Annotated in this window: 14 protein-coding genes and 1 pseudogene; 8 read left to right on the top strand and 7 right to left on the bottom strand. The window is 64.6% G+C overall.

Going from position 1 to position 18,800, the window contains the following annotated elements; genetic code table 11:
* Position 1: 1 nt before the first annotated feature.
* Positions 2 to 1,465: a basic amino acid/polyamine antiporter gene (locus tag BJP05_RS10285; protein ID WP_070363313.1), complete on the bottom strand. Its 1,464-nt coding sequence runs from the start codon at positions 1,463 to 1,465 to the stop codon at positions 2 to 4.
* Positions 1,466 to 1,518: 53 nt separating this feature from the next.
* Here BJP05_RS10285 and BJP05_RS10280 point away from each other — a divergent pair, with 53 nt between their 5' ends.
* Positions 1,519 to 2,202: a Rib/alpha-like domain-containing protein gene (locus tag BJP05_RS10280; RefSeq protein WP_070363312.1), complete on the top strand. Its 684-nt coding sequence runs from the start codon at positions 1,519 to 1,521 to the stop codon at positions 2,200 to 2,202.
* Here BJP05_RS10280 and BJP05_RS10275 read toward each other — a convergent pair.
* The 3 genes from BJP05_RS10275 to BJP05_RS10265 form a co-directional block, all read right to left on the bottom strand.
* Complete coding sequence (locus BJP05_RS10275) at positions 2,168 to 4,360, bottom strand: ATP-dependent RNA helicase (protein ID WP_070363311.1); 2,193 nt, start codon at positions 4,358 to 4,360, stop codon at positions 2,168 to 2,170. The genes BJP05_RS10280 and BJP05_RS10275 overlap by 35 nt on opposite strands.
* Positions 4,353 to 4,919 carry a sugar O-acetyltransferase gene (locus BJP05_RS10270; RefSeq protein WP_070363310.1) on the bottom strand — a complete coding sequence of 189 codons (567 nt, stop codon included), beginning with the start codon at positions 4,917 to 4,919 and terminating at the stop codon, positions 4,353 to 4,355. Before BJP05_RS10270 ends, BJP05_RS10275 begins: the two co-directional genes overlap by 8 nt.
* 1,147 nt (positions 4,920 to 6,066) lie before the next feature.
* Positions 6,067 to 6,465 carry an SHOCT domain-containing protein gene (locus BJP05_RS10265; protein ID WP_005322734.1) on the bottom strand — a complete coding sequence of 133 codons (399 nt, stop codon included), beginning with the start codon at positions 6,463 to 6,465 and terminating at the stop codon, positions 6,067 to 6,069.
* A 232-nt stretch (positions 6,466 to 6,697) separates the two neighbouring features.
* Between BJP05_RS10265 and BJP05_RS10260 the strand changes: the two genes are divergently transcribed.
* The 7 genes and pseudogenes from BJP05_RS10260 (at position 6,698) to BJP05_RS11610 (ending at position 12,004) form a co-directional block, all read left to right on the top strand.
* Positions 6,698 to 7,009 carry a transposase family protein gene (locus tag BJP05_RS10260; protein WP_070363309.1) on the top strand — a complete coding sequence of 104 codons (312 nt, stop codon included), beginning with the start codon at positions 6,698 to 6,700 and terminating at the stop codon, positions 7,007 to 7,009.
* A 227-nt stretch (positions 7,010 to 7,236) separates the two neighbouring features.
* Positions 7,237 to 8,583: pseudogene (locus BJP05_RS10255) on the top strand (IS256 family transposase).
* Positions 8,584 to 9,024: 441 nt separating this feature from the next.
* Complete coding sequence (locus BJP05_RS10250; protein WP_070363308.1) at positions 9,025 to 9,744, top strand: SDR family oxidoreductase; 720 nt, start codon at positions 9,025 to 9,027, stop codon at positions 9,742 to 9,744.
* Between the two features lie 29 nt (positions 9,745 to 9,773).
* Entirely contained in the window at positions 9,774 to 10,106 is a 333-nt protein-coding gene (locus tag BJP05_RS10245) for a heavy metal-binding domain-containing protein (RefSeq protein WP_070363307.1), read from the top strand.
* A gap of 2 nt (positions 10,107 to 10,108) precedes the next feature.
* On the top strand, positions 10,109 to 10,396 hold the full coding sequence (locus tag BJP05_RS10240; RefSeq protein ID WP_070363306.1) for an RNA-binding S4 domain-containing protein: 288 nt from the start codon (positions 10,109 to 10,111) through the stop codon (positions 10,394 to 10,396).
* The gene (locus BJP05_RS10235) at positions 10,397 to 11,161 is read left to right on the top strand and encodes a VOC family protein (protein ID WP_070363305.1); all 765 of its coding nucleotides are present in this window, start codon (positions 10,397 to 10,399) and stop codon (positions 11,159 to 11,161) included.
* A gap of 24 nt (positions 11,162 to 11,185) precedes the next feature.
* Positions 11,186 to 12,004 carry a hypothetical protein gene (locus BJP05_RS11610; protein WP_070477228.1) on the top strand — a complete coding sequence of 273 codons (819 nt, stop codon included), beginning with the start codon at positions 11,186 to 11,188 and terminating at the stop codon, positions 12,002 to 12,004.
* 653 nt (positions 12,005 to 12,657) lie between these two features.
* On the opposite strand, the gene BJP05_RS10225 is transcribed toward BJP05_RS11610, so the two are convergent.
* Genes BJP05_RS10225 through BJP05_RS10215 form a run of 3 tightly spaced genes read right to left on the bottom strand, consistent with a single transcriptional unit; the run spans position 12,658 to position 18,797 of the window.
* Positions 12,658 to 14,508: a M13 family metallopeptidase gene (locus BJP05_RS10225; protein ID WP_070363626.1), complete on the bottom strand. Its 1,851-nt coding sequence runs from the start codon at positions 14,506 to 14,508 to the stop codon at positions 12,658 to 12,660.
* Between the two features lie 44 nt (positions 14,509 to 14,552).
* On the bottom strand, positions 14,553 to 15,437 hold the full coding sequence (locus tag BJP05_RS10220) for a cutinase family protein (RefSeq protein WP_070363303.1): 885 nt from the start codon (positions 15,435 to 15,437) through the stop codon (positions 14,553 to 14,555).
* An 18-nt stretch (positions 15,438 to 15,455) separates the two neighbouring features.
* The gene (locus BJP05_RS10215; RefSeq protein ID WP_084028635.1) at positions 15,456 to 18,797 is read right to left on the bottom strand and encodes an arabinosyltransferase domain-containing protein; all 3,342 of its coding nucleotides are present in this window, start codon (positions 18,795 to 18,797) and stop codon (positions 15,456 to 15,458) included.
* Between the last annotated feature and the right edge of the window lie 3 nt (positions 18,798 to 18,800).

Below are 18,800 nucleotides of genomic sequence, written 5' to 3'. Positions count from 1 at the left end.
ACTAGAGCTGCAGGGAGCCGTTGGCCAGGCCGACCACGGCTGCGATAGCGCCCGCGATCACGATCGCCACCACAACCCACTCGAAGCTGTTGAAGAGGCGCTCCTTGTTCGCGAGGCGCGTCCACACGTACGGGATGATGCCCGGGACCACGGCGAGCGCGCCGAAGAGCACGTAGACCGGGTCGGCAGCGTAGATCAGCCACATCGAGTACACGAAACCGACCGCGCCGACGATGAGGTGGCGCTGGTTGTCGCTGCGGCTGACCTCCGGACCGGAGTCGTCGAAACGCACGCCCGCGTTCGGGTGGTTAAGCCCCTTACCGCGCACCGCGAGCAGGATGAGGTACAGCGAGGAGAAGATGTACGGCAGCAGGTACATGATGGTCGCCAGCTGCACCATCGCGTTATAGGACGTCTCGTTGGCGAAGAAGATGATCACGAACAGCTGGATCACCACGGTGGAGATCAGCTGCGCGCGGAACGGGGAGCCCGCCTTGTTGGCCACGCCGAGCGACTGCGGCAGCAGGCCGTCGTTCGCCATGAGCACGATCGGCTCGGCGCACAGCATCTGCCAGGACACGTACGCGCCCAGCACCGACAGGCACAGGCCGATAGAGATGAACACGCCGCCCCACGGGCCGACGACCGCCTCAAGCACGGCACCCATCGAGTTCTCCGGCAGTGCCGCCAGCTCCTCCTGAGTGAGCACGCCGTAGGACAGCGTGGACACTAAGACCAGCAGCAACAGCACCGACAGGAAGCCGATGATGGTCGCGCGGCCCACGTCCTTGCGGGTCTTCGCCTGCTTGGAGTACACGGAGGCGCCCTCGATGCCGATGAACACCCATACGGTGTAGAGCATGATGCCCTGCAGCTGCTGCGAGAACGGGATCGTCGAGCCCTCTCCCCAGAAGTCCAAGGTGAACTTGTCCCAGGAGAAGCCGAGGAAGGCGACCAGGACGATGAAGCAGAGGATCGGCACCAGCTTGGCCACCGTGGTGACCACGTTCATCACGGCCGCCTGCTTCACGCCGCGGGTCAGCATGATGAAGATGCCCCACGTCATCACGGATACCGCCGCGGCCAACACCCACCGGTTATTCAACGGGGCGAAGTAGTAGGCCACCGTGGAGAAGAACAGGGTGGCGTAGCCCACCTGCGCCATCACGGAACCCAACCAGTAGCCCAGACCAGAGGTGAACCCGATGAAGTCGCCGAGGCCAGCGCGCACGTAGGAGTATACGCCCGAGTCCAGGTGCGGTTTGCGCCGCGCCAGGATCTGGAACACGAACGCGATGGAGAGCATGCCCACCCCGGCGATAACCCAGCCGATGAGCATTGCGCCGGGGCTCGCCACGGAGCCAATATTTTGCGGCAAGGCGAAGATGCCGGAGCCAATGGTGGAACCAATAATGAGCGACACCAGGGTCCACATGGTCACCGTGTGTGATTGGGCATTAGTCATGGAGAATAAGTTACCTTATGATGAGAGCCGTGAAGCGTCGAAGGAGGTCGGTCATGCGTGGCCGGATTACAGCAGCTGCGTGTGCAGTCATGCTTGCCTGCACCTCCCCACACGCCGTGGCGGTAGAAACTGCGCACGGACAGGCGATCGTGCAGGGCAATTACCCCGTTACAACCGTAACTATCGGTAGTACGGAAACACTACCCCCACCGCTGCCGAGGGGCCAAGCCTGGTACAGCGGCACGAGTATCCCCAGCTGGGCACACCTTTCTGAAGCCGATGGCTCCATCGAGCTGACGCCATCTGTTGGCGTCGATCCTGGCGATTACCAGTGGCCAGTCGTTGCCCACTACGGCGACGAATCCACGGAAATCATCCCGGTCCGAGTCGCTGTGGCGAACCCGGGAACGGATGAAGGCGTGGCGCCGGACTTCCTGAAGCCGCTCGGTTTTGAGCAGATCACGCCGAAGTGTTCCAAGACTTCCTTGGCAGTGGGCATTCCGCTGCTGGCACTGATCCCGCTCGGCTTCGCCACCCAAATGGGGCTACCAATCGTTGCGGTGCAGGACAGCATCAACTTGCAGATCACGAACCTGCCACAGCCAGTCAAGATTCACCTCAAACCGCGCCAGTACAACCGCCGCAATGCGGACCTCGGCATCGCGTCGGTGCTGACGGTCGCTGGCCTAGTCGGCGGTGGCATCATTTATTCAGCGTGCGCTTCGTCCGAGCAGTAGGCGTCGCCGTCCACGGGTCCTCCGGCCACGGGTGCTTCGGGTAGCGCCCACGCATCTCCTTACGCACGTCCTGGTAGGGCCCGTTCCAAAAACTGCGCAGGTCGTCAGTGACCGCCAGCTCGCGCCCAGCAGGGGAGAGTAGGTGGAACAGCACCCGCTGCCCGCCAATCACTGGCGAGTCCGCCAGCCCGAACGCCAGCTGCAGTTTCAGCCGCACGACGGGTCGGCCCGTCGAGTAGTCGAGTTTGCCTTGCGCGATGCGCGTCGGCGCCAGCTCGTCGAGCTTTGAGGCCTCCGGCCACGGCAGTTGCCGCATCAGCGCCTGCCGCATGTCCAGCTCTCTTATCGACGCCCCCCTGGCCAACTGCGCCACCTCCAGCGAGTAGTCGCCCTTGGTCACGTCCGGCCACGGCTCGCCGATGGTGGCGTGCAGGAAATCGAGGCGCTGCTTAAGCGCCAGGGCGGCGCTATCAAGCGTGAAATCCTCGAAGCTGATGTCGCGCAGTGCCTCTTCCACCTCGTGGGGTTCGGGGCGGATCGGGGTGGCGCTCAGCTCGATGGCACCGATGGCTTTGACCCTGCGTGCGCGCACTTTCCCGTCCACGAGCGATGCGCGCACGTGCTCCTCGACGCGCTCCTGCGGCATCGCGAGCGGTTCCGCCGCGCGGATCACCGCACCCCGCGCAGTGCGCTGCACCTCTGCGGCCGCGATCCACTCCGGGGCGCCGATCGGCACGTCCAGCCGCGCCCTCGTTCCTGAAGCAAGCAGGTACTCATTACCGTCGCGCTTGGCCACCCACTGGGGGTACGCCGCCGCGATCACGTCGCCAGGCGCCACCGGCGCTGACTGGTGTACGAGTCTGGCCAGGCGTTTCGCGGGCTGGTCGGCGAGTTTGGCCACCGTGTCCGCAGCGCCCGAGCCGAACTTCACCAACGCGGCCCCCAGCCGCGGATCCACCGGCATGCGCACCAGCTTCTCGCCGAGGGCGGTGATGCGGTGCTGATCGTCCAGCGCGCCGATGAGCCGCAGCGTCTCCTGCGCAGCGGCCAAGTGGTGCGCCGGGGGAGGGTCCAGCAGCGGCAAGTCTGGCGACGCCCACGCCGCCAATTGCAGCGCCGCCTGCGTGAGGTCACTCGTCGCGATCTCCGGCGCCACATCCGGCTGGAAGTGCTGGTAGTCCGCCTCCGAGTAGGCCCGCACCACCGTGCCAGGCCCCAGGCGACCGGCGCGGCCCGCCCGCTGGTCCGCACTGCTTTTCGCCGCAGAGACCGTCACCAAGCCCGTCATCCCGCGGGCATCCCGCCGCGGCACCCGGGCAAGCCCGGCATCCACCACGCGGCGCACACCCGGCACCGTCACCGAGGACTCCGCAACGTTCGTCGACACCACCACCGCAGCATCCCCGTAGAGCGCGGCGTCCTGCTCCGCGGAGGACAAGCGGCCGTGGAGCGGAGTGGCGTCGTCAAGAAAGCTGGCGACGAGCTCCACCTCCCGCACCCCCGGCACGAACACCAGGGTGCGCTCCGGCGCCTCCGCGAGGGCGGCCACATGCCGGTAGAACTCGCGCGAACCCTGCATCCGCCCAGCGTGCGGAGCATATGTGACCTCGACGGGGTAGGTCGCCGCCTCCGTGGACAGCACCTCGGCGCCCATGTGGTCGGCGAAGCGGTGCGCGTCCAGCGTCGCCGACATGGCGCACAGGTACAGGTCATCGCGCAGCAGGGCAGTCTCCATGCACATGGCCAGCACCAGGTCGGTGTCCAGGCCACGCTCGTGCACCTCGTCGATGATCACCGCGTTGACGCCCTCCAGGCCAGGGTCCTGCAACAGGCGGTTCAGCAGCACACCCGGCGTCACAAACTCCACCAGCGAACCATCCCGATGCTCACCACGAATGGAGTAGCCCACCCGCTGCCCAAGCCGCGACCCATCCAGGTCCGCCAGCCGCTTCGCCGCCGAACGCACTGCCACACGCCGCGGCGCCGTCACCAGCGTCTTCCCACACACATTTGCCACCGCCGGTGGCACCAGCGTCGTCTTACCCGTCCCAGGCGGCGCCTCCACCACCAGCGGCCCGGTGCGCGGCAGCTCCCCAATCACCTTCGCGACGGGCAGCCCCTCCCCAATCTTGCCCAGGTCAAACGCGTGCTCAGGCATCCTGCGCAAACTTTCGCTTCACGACGCCCGGCACCCCCGCCACCAAACAGTCATCTGGCACGTCCTTCGTCACCACCGTGCCGGCGGCCACCACGCAACGATCACCCACCGTCACGCCAGGCATCACCATCGCACCCGCCCCGAACCAGCAGTCCTTCCCAATCCGAACCGGCTTCGCGATCTCCCACCCCTCAGCCCGCTTCGCCGCATCCTCAACCGGGTGACCCACCGTAATCAGCTGGCAGCCCGGCCCGAACACCGACCCGTCCCCGATGGTCACCTCCGCAATATCGAGGATGACGCAGTTGAAGTTCATGAAGCACCCCTTGCCGAACCGGGTGTTCAGCCCGAACTCCACATGCAGCGGCGCGAACAGTCCCGGCACGTGCTCACTGTTGGAAAACACCTGCCGCAACAGCTCCTCCGCCCGCGGCTGATCGGTGTTGCCCAGGGCGTTGACCTGGCGCATCAACTCCCACGTCCGGGCGTGTTGGGCGTCGGCCTCCTCGCCGCCGGGGAGGTACCACTGACCTGATCGCATCTGCTCCATCGAATACATACCAGCCAGGGTACCGGGGTGTGTAGCCCCTACGGCCCTGCCTGCCGCTCGGCTTACCGCCCCCGCCCGTCGAAAAAGTTCCCCCGAGAACCGTGATGCGGGGAACGATCTTCATGGACAGGCGTCGCGAACTGGGGAAACGGCAGCGTCGGTCGACCGGAGTGGGCTCGAAATCCAAAATGGTTCCCGAGCGCGGGAACTTTTTCAAAGAGTATCGGTGCGAGCCGAGAAGGGACAGAGCATTGAGGGGTTTCGGTTGACAGGGGGACATGTCAGGGGGACAATGAGTACAACACAAAACATGGTGTTGTGATGTGTTGTTGTGTTGCAAAATAGAACCACCCTCCAGGGTGTTTGAGGACCTGGAGGGTGGCGAGGGACACACTACATGAGAGCATTCTGAAGGAGCGGCCAAACTGCTTCAGAAGCGCGGGTGAATCCAACGGTTAGCGCAAGTAACCACACCCACGGGATGCGAAGATTGAATTTCCATCTTCGCATCCCTTTCTCTTTAGTTTTCTGTGTCTCTCAATTTGGGGCTTAAGGGACATTTTGTGTGTTTTTACGGCGTGTCGCGATAAGGGACATTTTGTGTGTGTTTAGCTGCGTCCAGCCCACCCTCTTCTCACGCCTAAGCTGGGTTCCACTGATGATCAATGCCGGTATCGAGGCTTAAGGGACATTTTGTGTGTAACTAGCCGCGTCCAGCCCACCCTCTTCTCACGCCTAAGCTGGGTTCCACTGATGATCAATGCCGGTATCGAATTCTTTCGGCCCGTCGACCTCTTCCCGTCGACCTACTCCGGTTTACCAACGCAGGTCAGCGCAAAATCGGCAAAATAGCCCCAAAATCATCCAAATCACCGCTGACCTGGGTTGGTCGACGCAATGAGGTCGACCGGAACCCCCGATACCTCTATGCGACCAGAATTGTGCACGTCAAGGGCTTTGCTCGTCCCCCTGGCTATATGCGACCGCCCAACGCACAGGCGGCTGGTTCTAGTCCCCGCACACAAACAATCGGACACCCTCTGCCCGGTATGCGCCTGCTCGCGCGCGCAAGCCGCACACTTGGCGAATACCTAGGCCGCGCCGGATGGCCGCCCTCGGACCGCGACGCTGCGGCTGGCGAGGGAGCGGACCAGGGTCAGACCGAGGAGAGCGCCCTTGCCTTGATCTGGTCGAACTCCTGCTGGGTAATCGCTCCCGAGTCGAGAAGGGCCTTCGCCGAGGCGATCTCATCGGTCGGGCTCGATCCGGCGGAGCCGCCGGCGACGGACTTGATGTACTCATCCTGCCGCTGCTGGAGCTCCTGGCGCGCCTCGACCGCGCGGTCGGTCATCCCCCGACCTCGAACAAGCAGGTACGCGAGCATTCCGATGAACGGCAGCGCGAGGATGAACACCACCCACAGCGCCTTCGCGAAGCCGCCGAGGTCCTTGCTGCGGAAGAGATCTCCGAAGATCCACCACAGGGACATGAACCATGCGAAGAAGATGAAGAACTCGAACATGGCGAGTAGGAATGAGCCGTTGTCGTCGAACATTTGCTGACTTCCTCCTGACTGGATGGACGCTGGCCGAGCGGTCCACGCGGACCCCAGCGCACGACGGTTAGGAACAAGGACGTGCCCGGGCCGTCGCCGAACCATGTTAGCAGCTTTTCCTCACCAAGCGTGGTAGCCGGGTTGCGACGCGCTGACCGGGTTGGGCTGGTGAAGACGGGCCTGGGACTCCACGATTCGTAGCGACCAAGCAACGGATCGAGAGGAGTCCCAGGTGAGTGTTGAGGCTACCGTCCTGTCCGCTGCGATGCTCGGCATCTCGGGGTTGGTGGTGCTTGCCGTCGGTGAGTACGGCGGTGAGCTGGAGCTGTTGGTGGAGACCTCCGAGTCGGTGACCGGGTGCCCGCGGTGCGGGGTGGTCGCGGTGGCCCACGGCCGGCGTGAGCATCTGGTGCGTGACATCCCCTCGGCGGGGCGGCCGGTGCTGCTGGTGTGGCGCAAGCGGCTGTGGCGGTGCGCCGAACCGGCGTGCCCGCAACGTACCCGGTCAGTACACCTAATAAAGCGACGTCAGTACGTTCGCTAATGCTCGAGCTGATCTTTCATCGCTCGTACCTCTTGGCTGCCAGCGTGGTCACTTATTCGCAACCGCCCACCGTGCGTTCTCTACACCCCTCACCGTTGCACTCATGTGAGACATTTGAACGCGCTGTGGCCTTATCCGTCCCCGCGGATTGCTCCTCGCCTGTCATTCCTGAAGGGTGTCAGGAAGTTTGTGTGTGAGGCTCTGATCTAGAAGGAGTTTCACCGATAATGACTACGGTGTCACCGAAGAAAACCATGACCCGGCGAGGGTCAACGAGATCAGCGAGAAGCTGATGGAAAATTCTGAAATCGCCAGCTTGATTAGCGAGCTGTCGAGCTCCGCTGATGATGCAAGCGAGCTGGTCAAAGGCCTGCTGCAAGCATCAATCAACGCTGGCCTTAAGGCGGAGATGGATGCGCACTTGGGCTACGGCCATTCCGACCGCAAAGCGAAATCCCAGGTCGAAACCGCACAGGAGAATAATCACCGTAACGGGTCGTACACCAAGACCGTCAATTCTGGCTACGGCGCAGTTGAGGTGACCGTGCCCAGGGATCGTGCCGGCACGTTTACTCCCCGGATGGTGCCCAAGGGTGCACGTCGGCTCACAGAGCTCGACGACATGATTATCTCGCTCTACGCCGGTGGGATGACCGTGCGCGATATCCAGCATCACCTCGCGACCACCCTTGGGGTGGATATGAGCCCGGATACGATCAGCACCATTACCGATGCGGTGTTAGACGAGGTCATGATCTGGCAAAACCGCCAGCTCGACGAGTTTTACCCGGTGATCTTCCTCGACGCGCTACGCGTGAAAATCCGTGACGGCCACCGCGTGGTCAACAAGGCTTGCTACATGGCGGTTGGTGTCGACATGGACGGCATCAAGCACATCCTGGGACTGTGGATCGCCGACAATGAAGGAGCCGCATTCTGGGCATCGGTGTGTGCGGATCTGGCTAACCGCGGTGTCCAAGACGTGTTCATTGTGTGCTGCGACGGGCTCAAAGGCTTGCCGGAAGCCGTGGAGGCAACCTGGCCGAATTCCATGGTACAGACCTGTATTGTGCACCTGATTCGGGCTGCGAACCGGTGGGTGTCCTACCAGGACCGCAAAGCAGTCTCCCGCGCGCTGCGTGAGGTCTACACAGCCGCTAACGAGGACACCGCACGTGCCAGCCTGGATGCTTTCGAGGCCAGTGAACTGGGCCGGAAATACCCCCAGTCGGTCAAAGTCTGGCGCGACGCCTGGGAGCGGTTCGTGCCGTTTCTGCAGTTTCCGCCGGCGGCACGCCGGGTGCTCTACACCACCAATTCAATCGAGTCGCTGAATGCTGAACTGCGTAAAGCTACCCGCAACAGGGGCCAATTCCCGAACGATACTGCCGCACTAAAGACGCTGTGGCTGATGATCTGCAACATCGAACAAGCGTGCCGCCCAGCGAGCGAAGAAAGCAAAGCGCGACATTGAGTGCAACGGCTATATTGAAGGAGCGAAAGCCACCGGGTGGAAACAAGCCATCAACCAACTAGCCGTGGCTTACCCCGACCGATTCGCGGACTACTTGTAAACCACCCCCCTAGAGCACTCGATCTCGCTGGGGTCCCTGCGCTACCCGCAGACTTCATACCACACACCAGACGTCATTTGGTGTTGGTTTCTCGAAACGGGCGAATGGAACTGTTTTGAAAACCATATCTGGTTGTTGTCCGAGGTCATCCCAGGAAACCAGATAGATTTATACACACAAAATGTCTCTTAAGCCCAATTTGGAGCATGAAGCAACCCATAGGATTCCTCCTTATCAGGCGCCGCCCCATAGGGTCCTTCCGCAGGTGAGGGACGAAATCCCACGGAGAGGCGCAGGTGAATAAACTCCTGCGGACAGTGAAGTACTCACATGAATGGGTACGCACTGCAGGTGAGAGTATAACCCTGAGATTTGAAAAAGCAGGACGATCACCCAAACGCCCAGGCACGCCGAGCCCGCACGAGCACTACACTGCCAACCATGACAGAGACAACGAAAGTAGCCGTAGTAACGGGAGGCTCCGCCGGGATCGGGGAGGCGTGTGCGCGGGCGCTCGCCGCGGACGGTTGGAAGGTGTACGTGGCGGCGCGCCGGGTGGAGCACTGCCAGGCCATCGCAGAAGAGATCGGGGGCGTGGCGGTGCGCCTTGATGTGACGGATGAGGTGAGTGTGGGGGAGTTGGCGTCGATAATTGAGGGGCCGGTTGGGCTGCTGGTGAATAATGCGGGCGGCGCGAAGGGCCTCGACCTGCTTCGCGACGCGAACCCCGCCGACTGGCAGTGGATGTACGAGACGAACGTGCTCGGCACCATGCGGGTGACGAAGGCCCTGTACCCGCACCTGCTGGAGGCGTCCGGTCTGGTGGTGAACATTGGGTCCGTGGCGGCGACTGACGCGTACAAGGGCGGCAGCGGCTATAACGCGGCGAAGTACGGGCTGCGCGGGATCACGCGGGCGCTGCGACGGGAGGAGGCGGAGAACAACATCCGTGTTACGGAGATTGACCCTGGCCGGGTGAAGACGGACTTCTCCCTGAACCGTTTCGCGGGCGATGCCGAGCGTGCGTACGCGGTGTACGAGGGCAAGTTGAACTTGACCGCGGAGGACATCGCGGAGGCGGTGCGCTGGGTGGCGAGTTTGCCGCCGCACGTGAACATCGATACGTTGTCGATTATGCCGACTGACCAGGCTGAACGCTAAGTGTCGGGGGCGTGGCTTAGACTGGCTGCATGATTCTAAGCACTACTAATTCCGTCGATGGGGGCACCATCGCTGAGTACATGCGCATCGTGGGCGGCGAGGCGATCGTCGGCATGAATGTGTTCAAGGATTTCGCGGCGGGCATTCGCAACATTGTGGGTGGTCGCGCCGCCGCGTGGGAGGCCGACGTCGTGCGCGCCCGCGAGGAGGCCCTGAACGAGCTGTGGCATCGCGCCGCGGAGATGGGGGCTGACGCGGTGGTTGGCGTGAAGGTGGACTACGAGTCCATGGGCGCTGACGGCGGCATGATGTTGGTGTCCGCGGTGGGCACTGCGGTCAAGCTTGCTCCGCCGGTGGTGTAATCATGGCGTTTGATGTGGTGATTTCGGGGGAGAGCATTAAGCTCGGTCAGTTTTTGAAGGTGGCCAACCTTGTGGAGTCCGGCGGGCACGCCAAGGAGCTCATCAACGCCGGCGAGGTCAGTGTCAATGGGGAGGTGGTGCGTGCGCGCGGGCACCTGCTTTTCGACGCCGACTCCGTCACCGTCGGCACCCAAACAGCAACCGTGAGCACCGGCGGGGATGACGGCGACTACTTCGATGAGCGCACCGTGAACGACGATTTCGATCCGGAAAAGTGGAGGAACATGTAAATGCCTGCGTTTCAGGGAACACCAGGGATGCCGTACTGGCAGGACTGCTTGACCAAAGACGTGCAGAAGTCCGCGTACTTCTACTCGAAGGTGCTCGGGTGGGAAGTTACGGGCGAGACGTACCGGGTTGCCCGCAAGGACGGGCTGCCGGTGGCGGGGTTCGTGCCGTCAAAGCAGGAGCGGGACCTGTGGGTGACGTACTTCATGGACGCGGACGGCTCGATTGAGTCACGCGTGGAGCCGCTGGGGGGCAAGGTGCTGAGCTCCCAGGAGGTGGACTTCGGTGTGATGACGGTGTGTGCCGACTCGTCCGGTGGCTTGTTCGGCTTGATGCGCCCGGCGGGGGAGGATGCCTTCGTTGCCGCTGGTGAGCCGGGTGTTTCGGTGTGGTACGAGTGCGTGGCGCCGGATGAGGCCACCGTGGACTTCTACGGGGAGCTGTTCGATTGGGAGCTGCGCAAGGAAAGCGGCTACTACATTGCGCTGCAGGAGGGCGCGGCGTTCTTGGGCCTGCGTCTGGACCCGCGGCTGCAGCAGCACGGCCTTGCGGCGGTCTGGCACTCCTACTTCGGCGTCAAGGACGTTGATGCGGCGTCCCATGCGGTGCGTATGGGTGGCGGCCAGGTGTTGGCTGGTCCGACGCTCAGCCCGTTCGGCCCGATGCTTGGGGCGAAGGACGCCACCGGCGCCAACGTGTACCTGTGCGAGGTGCCGGAGCCGGTCAGCGAGGACGTCAGCGAAGCAGACTCCATCCTGGACCTCTAGGGCGCGAAACGAAGCGGAAGCACTGTGTTGAAGAAGTGGATCGCTGCGCTGCTGGTGTGCGCGCTGATGCCTGCGTTGCAGGGCTTTCACGTGAACCCCGGCTACACGCGGGAGCGCACTGCGCTGGCGGTGGTGCACCCGGACGGCCGGGTGTCGATCTCCCCGGCGGGCGAGGAGCCGCGCGCCGCCCTGTCCCTGGCCAAGCTCTACCTGGGCTACTGGGTGCTCTATAACGGCACGAAGGAGGAGAAGGCGCAGGTGGAGGAGATGGTGCGCGTCTCCAACGACGCGATCGCCGAGGAACTCGACGCCCGCTACCCGCAGGCCATCGACGAGATTGCCGCCGACTTCGAGCTGGAGCGAACGCAGCGCGTCGGCGCGTGGGGCACGACGTTGACGTCTGCGAGGGACGTGGCCACCTTCATCGCGGCCATCCTGTGGGACCCGGTTGCTGAGCCGCTGTTGGACGGGATGCGTCGGCAGTCGCTGGTGGCCTCTGACGGGTTTGGTCAGCAGTTCGGCACCGCGCGTCTGCGCGGCGTGCAGGGTTCCAAGATGGGCTGGGCCAACGAGGCCACCACAGCGACCGCCTCTGTCTCCTGGGGCACCACGCTGGATGAGACGTGGGCGGTGGCGGCGCTGACGAACGGCAGCGCCTACCACAACACCGTCGACGTACGCCGTGGCATCGTGCAGCGCCACGACGCCACGCCCGCGTCAGCGTTCGGCCGTACCAAGTCCGGCAAGAAACTCCGCGGCATCCAGGACCTTGCGCCGGTGCTGGGCCGGGGTAGCGATCACCCCGGTGGAGACGTACTCTTTCACTTCCGCCCCCTCGACTGAGGGCTGTTCCCACGCCGCGTCGGACGCGCGCTGGAGCAGCACCTTCGCGTCGCCGGTTGCTACTGCTGCGGTGGCTTCGGCGGGGAAGGTGAGCACGTAGGCGTCCGCGCCCGCAGGCAGCAGCCCGCAGGAGGAGCCGGTGCCCCACACCGCGACCACGTCCGCGCCTTCCTGGCGTGCGGCATGCACGGCGGAGGCGACGCCAGTCGGGTCGTCTACGTCGTAGGCGCGGGCACCGGCCTGCTCAGCGCAGGCGGCAACCTCGGGGCGCCAGGCGAACTCGCGGGCATCCGCTGGCCCGTCGTAGCAAGACACCACCCACACGCCGCCCTTTGCGGGCGCCTTCGATGAGGTGAACACCTGGCCCAGCGGGGCGTCCTCGACGGAGACGTCCCCGGTCAACGCCACGCCCGGCATCTGGTGATCCACTGCGGAGCCCAGCATTAGCATCGCGGCGTGCGTAATCCGGTCCGGAAGCAACGCCAGGTACTGCGGGGAGTCCTCGTAGGACGCCTCGATGTAGGACACCAGCTGCGCGAGCTGCTCGGACTCCGGCAGGGTGCGCTCCACGCCACCGACCTGGAACTCCTCGGAACCCTGCTCGTTGAGCGGGTAGTGCGCGCCCTCCGCGCCGGGCTGAAGCGACGATTCCTCTACCATATTTTGACCCTTTCCTCCGGGGCGATCCACATCGGGGAGCCGGGCTCCACGTCGAAGGCCTCGTAAAACTCGTCAACGTTGGAGGCGATGACGTTGCAGCGGAACTCGTTCGGCGAGTGCGGGTCAATCGCCAGCAGCTGCGCCGCCATCTCCGGCCGCGCCTTCGAACGCCACACGCGGGCCCACGCCAGGAAGAGCTCCTTCAGGTTCGGTTCGACGTTGTTGTCGGCGCAGTACAGCTGGTACGCCACTACCGCGATACCAAGGCCGCCCAGGTCGCCGATATTCTCGCCGAGCGTGAACTCGCCGTTGACCCCCGCCACGTCCTGGCCCTCCAGCACAGAAGGCACCAGACCCTGGAACTGCTCCACCAGCTTCGCGGTGCGTTCCTCGAAGTGGGCGCGGTCCTCGTCGGTCCACCAGGAGTTGAGGTTGCCGTGGCCGTCGTAACGCGAGCCCTGGTCGTCGAAACCGTGGCCGATCTCGTGGCCAATCACCGCGCCGATCGCGCCGAAGTTGCGCGCCGGGTCCGCCTCCGGGTCGAAGAACGGCGGCTGCAGGATCGCGGCAGGGAAGGTGATGTCGTTGACCACTGGGTTGTAGAACGCGTTGACGGTCTGCGGGGTGGTCACCCACTCGGAGCGGTCCGAAGGCTTGCCGATCTTGCCCAGCTGGTAGTCATGCTCGAAGGCGGCGCCGCGGCGCACGTTGGCCACCAGCTGCTCACCGGAAGGGTCAAAGGTCAGGCCCTCGTAGCTGCGCCAGGTTTCCGGGTAGCCGATCTTCGCCTGGAACAGGCGCAGCTTCTCCAGGGCGCGCTCGCGGGTGGCGGGTGTCATCCACGGCAGGTTGCTGATGCGCTGCTCGTAGGCGCGCACGAGGTAGTCCACCAGGGAGAGCATCTGCTCCTTCGACTTGGCGGGGAAGTGGCGCGCCACATACTCCTTGCCGATCTCCTCGCCCACCAGCGACTCCACCAGCCCCACGCCGCGCTTCCAGCGGTCGCGCTGCTGCGTCGCGCCGGAGAGCACCGTGCCGTAAAACTCGAAGTTCGCCCGCCCGATCTCCTCGGTGAGCACGCTTGCGCGCGAGCGCAGCACGGTCCACGCCGCCCACAGTTGCCAGTCGGCGAGGGTTTCGGGGCGAAGCATCGTCGCTAAGTCCTCGGTGAAGGAGGGCATCATGTTGATCACGCGGCCGTCGCGAAGCCCGGCGCCGCGCAGCATCGTCACAATTATCGACGGCAACTCCGCCAACTCCACCGGGTTGTAGGTAGCCATCGCGTCCCGGCTGCGCACCACATCCCAGTGGCTGGCCGCCACCTGGGTCTCCAGGTTCATGATGCGCTGCGCCGCCACCTCAGGCGTAAGCCCCAGCAGGTACGCCGGGTCCAAAAACGCCAGCATGCGGGCCACGTGCTTCTGGTAGGTGGCGCGGGTCTCCGCGTGGGCGTCCTCCCGGTAGTAGGCCTCGTCCGGCAGGCCAAGGCCGGATTGGACAAGGTAGGGCACGCTGTCCTCGCCCTGGGAGTCCTTTTCAACCCAAAAGGCCAGGGGGGAGCCGACACCCGTGCGGTCGAGCACGCCCAGGTTGTGGGCGAACTCCTCGATATCTTTCACCGCGATCAGGTCCAGGTCCGGCTGCAGGGGCGCGGTTCCTGCGGCGTTGATGGCGTCGGTGTCCATGAAGGAGGCGAACAGGTCGCTGGTCTCCGAGACGATCGCGTGGACGTCCTCCTCCGCCTTGTCGCGCAGGGCGTAGAAGGAGCCGTCGATGCCGCGGTCGGCCGGGATCTCGTGGGAGTCGACCCACTCGCCGTTTACGTGATGAAAAAGATCATGCATGCCCACAACTCTAACGTGTGCGCCAGACATGCGCGTCGGCGGGACTAGCGGTGGTTGGCGATCCAATTCGCAGCCTCATGCTGCTGCGCCAGCGTGTAGGACCCGTGCGCACCGATCGAGTGGATGATGCTGCTCGTCCGGCCGTCGTTCGCGCGCGCGATGTCAATCACCCAGCGGGGCATCTCGCCGCTGCTCAGGTTGACGTCCATCGCCGGGTCGACGATCTCGCGCTGATCCTCCGCCGGGGCGCACACGATGTCGCCGGTGTTGCAGATCTCCAGCACGCGCTCACCGAGGTCGCCATAGCCGCCCTCGAGCTCACCGAGCGCGCCGCGCACGTGTGGCGACGTCCCCGCAGAGAGCGCCGCGCCGTTGCCGCCTTGGTACGGGGTGGAAAACAGCGCGGCCGAGGCAACGCGTTCCTTCGCGATCGGGCCGCGGTCGTGCGCGATGTTATTGAGCATCCGCGACACAATATCCGCGCCGAGGGAGTAGCCGGTGAAGCTGAATCGCGCGTTCGGGCAGGCGTTCGCGATGCCAGTGACGGCCTTCTTCGTCTCCGCGTAGCCGCGGTTCGACGCCGTCCGGTACTGTGTGGTGGCGAACGGCGCGGCGTCGTACGCGATCCACAGCGGCTGAATCTGCCCGCCCGTAAACAGCTGGGTAAGCACGCCCGTGAGCCACACGTTGCCACCATGCGGCAGGTTGCGCGGTAGCCCCGGCATCGTATTGACGCCCCCGGGGACCGCGATCAAGTATTCCGACTTGCATCCCTGGGACTTCAGCAGGCTCGGCAGCCGGAACGACGGTGCGATCGGCGCCGGCAGCTGCAGCTGTTGTGCAGACGCAGGTGCCGCCGCACCAACCGCGACAAGGGCGGCGGTAGCGACGGCAACAAGGACGGAGCGGAGGGATGAGAAAGCGCGCATGGCGCCTCATCTTAGCTGTTAGACCTCCCGAATCTTCATCGGGCCTGGGGTCCACCACCCTGAACGGGTGACCTCCTCGAGTTGGATCTCCGCGAGCGCTGGCACCTCACCAATGGAGTTCGTGCGCAGCTGGTAGCGCGACAGGGAACCCCAGTCGCGCTGCCAGTCGCCCTTCATATACCCCGGCACCTGGTAGGAGTAGTTCACGGCCTCCGCGGTGGACAGCGCACCGCCGCCCAGGAAGTCCATGAAGCCGGACAGCTGCTGCTTGCCCGGTGCGTCAGGCATGATGCGGAACTCCGGAATCTCGGTCACGCCGGCGAAGTGGTTGAACGTGCGCTGGCACGGGTACTGGAAGGCCACCGACCAGTCGAGCAGGCCCGGGGTGTCCGAGTCGAACATCTTGTTCAGCGGCTGCAGCGTCGGGTTGCGCAGCGGGGTGACGGCCATCCAGTCGTCCTCCGCAAGGGAGGCGTCCTCGGCGACGAGGCGCACCACGTTCGCCTCCTCAGGCAGGTCCGCGATGGGGTAGCGCAGGTTGCGCCACTTCGGTGTCGGGCCCTGGTCCAGCATCTCGGTCTCGCCCAGGGTCTTTATCGAGCCGTCGTCGCTGCGCACGCCGTACTCCAGCACCAGCTCGGCACCTTCCTTCTCGACGCCATTAATGTCGTGGTGCGCGATCTTGCCAGCCACGGACGTGACCAGCAGGGGGGCGTCGTCACGCTTCTGTGGCAGCTCGAACCAGGTGGTTTCCAGGTAGGCCGTGCGCGTCGCGCGCTCGTCGTATGTGCCCAGCAGCGGGATGCGGTTGAAGTCCAGGTTGAACGGCAGGCGCACCGTCGACCCGTTGACACCACGCAGCGTGAATGGGCGGTTGCCCTCGACGCTGCGTGCATCCGAGGAGAGCTCAGGTTCCTCGTTTGCATCGGACTGGACGGTTTCGATGGCGGTGTCGTCGCCCGATTTCGTATCCGTGGTGTCGGCGTTGTCGTCCGCGATCGTGGCAGGCACGCCGTCCGGGTGGAACGCGCGGTTCACGCCGGAGTCCAGCGAGCGGCCCAGCGGCACCCCGTCGACGGGGGTGAGGAAGGAATCGTTCGTGTCGGTCTCCAGCAGAATCTCGCTGCCGAGGGCGCAGATGTCACCCTTGAACGTCTTCACGTTGCCCATGCCCACCGAGTAGTTCGGGGTCTGCTCCGCAAACGCCTTCACGAAGGTGAGGCAGGAAAACGCCACCATGAGTACCGCGGCGACGGCGATCGGCGCGGCCATCACGCCCGCCCAGCGCGACGCCGCCGCGCGCTCCCGCACAGAATCAGGGCGCGGCCGCAGCCACTGGACGACGCCCACCAGGGCAATCACCAGCGTAATTCCGAGCAAAACAGTGTTCGCCTCAATGCCCTTGACCTGCGGGTTCTTGTCCCACCACGGCACGCCGAAGGAGGACACGTACCACCACGCGTTCCAGCCCGCCAGGCTCAGGGAGACAAGGAAGAGCACCGCTGCGATCGCGAACGAACGGTTGCGCGCCGACTGCAGCGCAAAGTGAGACAGCACCACCGCGCCGAGTGCTGCGACCACACCGCCGATACCCGCATAGATACCGAAGTGGTGCGTCCACTTCGTCGGGGTGAACATCAGGAAGAACGTGGACAGCCCGATGATCAGCATCAGGCGCTGCGTCGGCTTCGCAGGCGTGCCTGGGATCGCGCCGTGGCGTGCCATCGAAAACAGGATGAGGACTACGCAGAAGGCGAAGACCAGCATCGGGAAGCGGCGCGACAGCGAGCCGTCGACAGCTTCCTGGAACAGCGTGCCGTAGCGCACCCACTCCGAGTACCAGGACAGCGCCGGGCCGACCTCGCCGCGCACCTTGGTGGCCTCCAATACGGTCGCCAGGGTCTGGTCCTTGAACACCGGCACCATCACGGCGAAGCCCGCCGCCAGAAACGCCGCTATGTACGCGATGCCCGGGGCAATCGCGCGTCGCTTGTTCATGATGCGGAACACCTCAGGCAGGCAGATCAGGAACACGCCCACCGCCGCCAGACCCGTCGGGCCACAGGCCAGCGTGAACGCCGCCACCACCGTGCCCAGCGCCGCCGGGGCCAGTCGCTTCGTGGCGATCGTGCGCTCAAACAGCGCCCACGTCAGCGTCAACCCCATCGCGATAATCGGCTCCGGGCGGGTGCCGTTGTTGTACGGCAGCCAGAACGCCAGGAACACGAACGCCGCAGTCCAGTACGCCATCCGGCGGTCCGCGATGACCGCGCCGAAGCGCGGCAGCAGCTCACGCGAAATCAGCCACCACACCAAGATGGCGGCCAGCAGCGTCGGCAGGCGCATCCACATCGACGCCGTCGTCACCTTCGCCAACAACGCCAACACATCATAGAACGGGGAACCGAACGGCGCCTCGGGCACGCCGTACCAGCGGTAATAGTTCGCCATGTAGTCCGAGTCGTTCGAGACCCGCGCCATCGTCAGCAGGAAGCCGTCATCCGAGGTGTTCGCGCCGAACACGTGCCAGAACCCCAGCACCGCCAGCACCACCGCGTCCAGCGGCTTGAACGTGCGCCAACGACGGTTGAACAGCGGGATACGACGCCCATCCAGCTGATCCAGGCGCCACAGCCCCCACAGGCTCACCGCCATCGCAGCCAGCCCCAGCCACATCGCTAGCGACTTCACCAGGGTCGGGCTGGACGTAAAGCGAGAGTTGATCTCGATGTTGGCGGCGAGCCCGGCGTCAATAAGCTGCGCCGACGCCTCCTCCTTCAACTCCGAGTACAGGCCACTGAGCTGCGGACGGTAGTCATCCTCGAGGACCTCCTCGAAGCTGGTGCCCGGCACCGAAATCTCCGCCTGCTCATCCGTGATGTGCACCCGCAGCTGCTTATCCGGGCCAACACCCGCCAGCTCGCCGGGGCTCAGCTCGAAGAGCACCTTATTAATCGAGCTGACCACCAACCCGCCATCCGGCGCCGACACAAACAGGCCACGGTCCGTCGCTTCCTCCGAGGACGCAGGCAGCGTCGACACAATAATGTTCTGGCCTTCACGCAGGTGACGCGTCGCCTCCAGCGGCACCGTCATGTCAATCTCCTGCGGCGCTAGCGAAATCAGCGGGGCGTTCACCGACCCCACCGAGCCGCCCTGCGGCCACTGCACCGACGACTGCACCTGCGTCACAGGCAGCAGTGGCGTCAGCAGCAGCAACACGAAGGCGATGAAGCCGGACACGACGGTCGCAGTCACCAGCTGGCGCGGGGCACGCCGAGGTTGTTGCGCGCCGGGCGTGCTCGCCGCACTCTGTGGGTTCGCAGGGTTCACGGGATTCACGGATGTCTCAGTTGTCACAGG

It is taken from the genome of Corynebacterium sp. NML98-0116 (assembly GCF_001767255.1).
GTDB lineage: Bacteria > Actinomycetota > Actinomycetes > Mycobacteriales > Mycobacteriaceae > Corynebacterium > Corynebacterium pseudogenitalium.
This window is presented reverse-complemented; position numbering and strand designations above follow the sequence as displayed.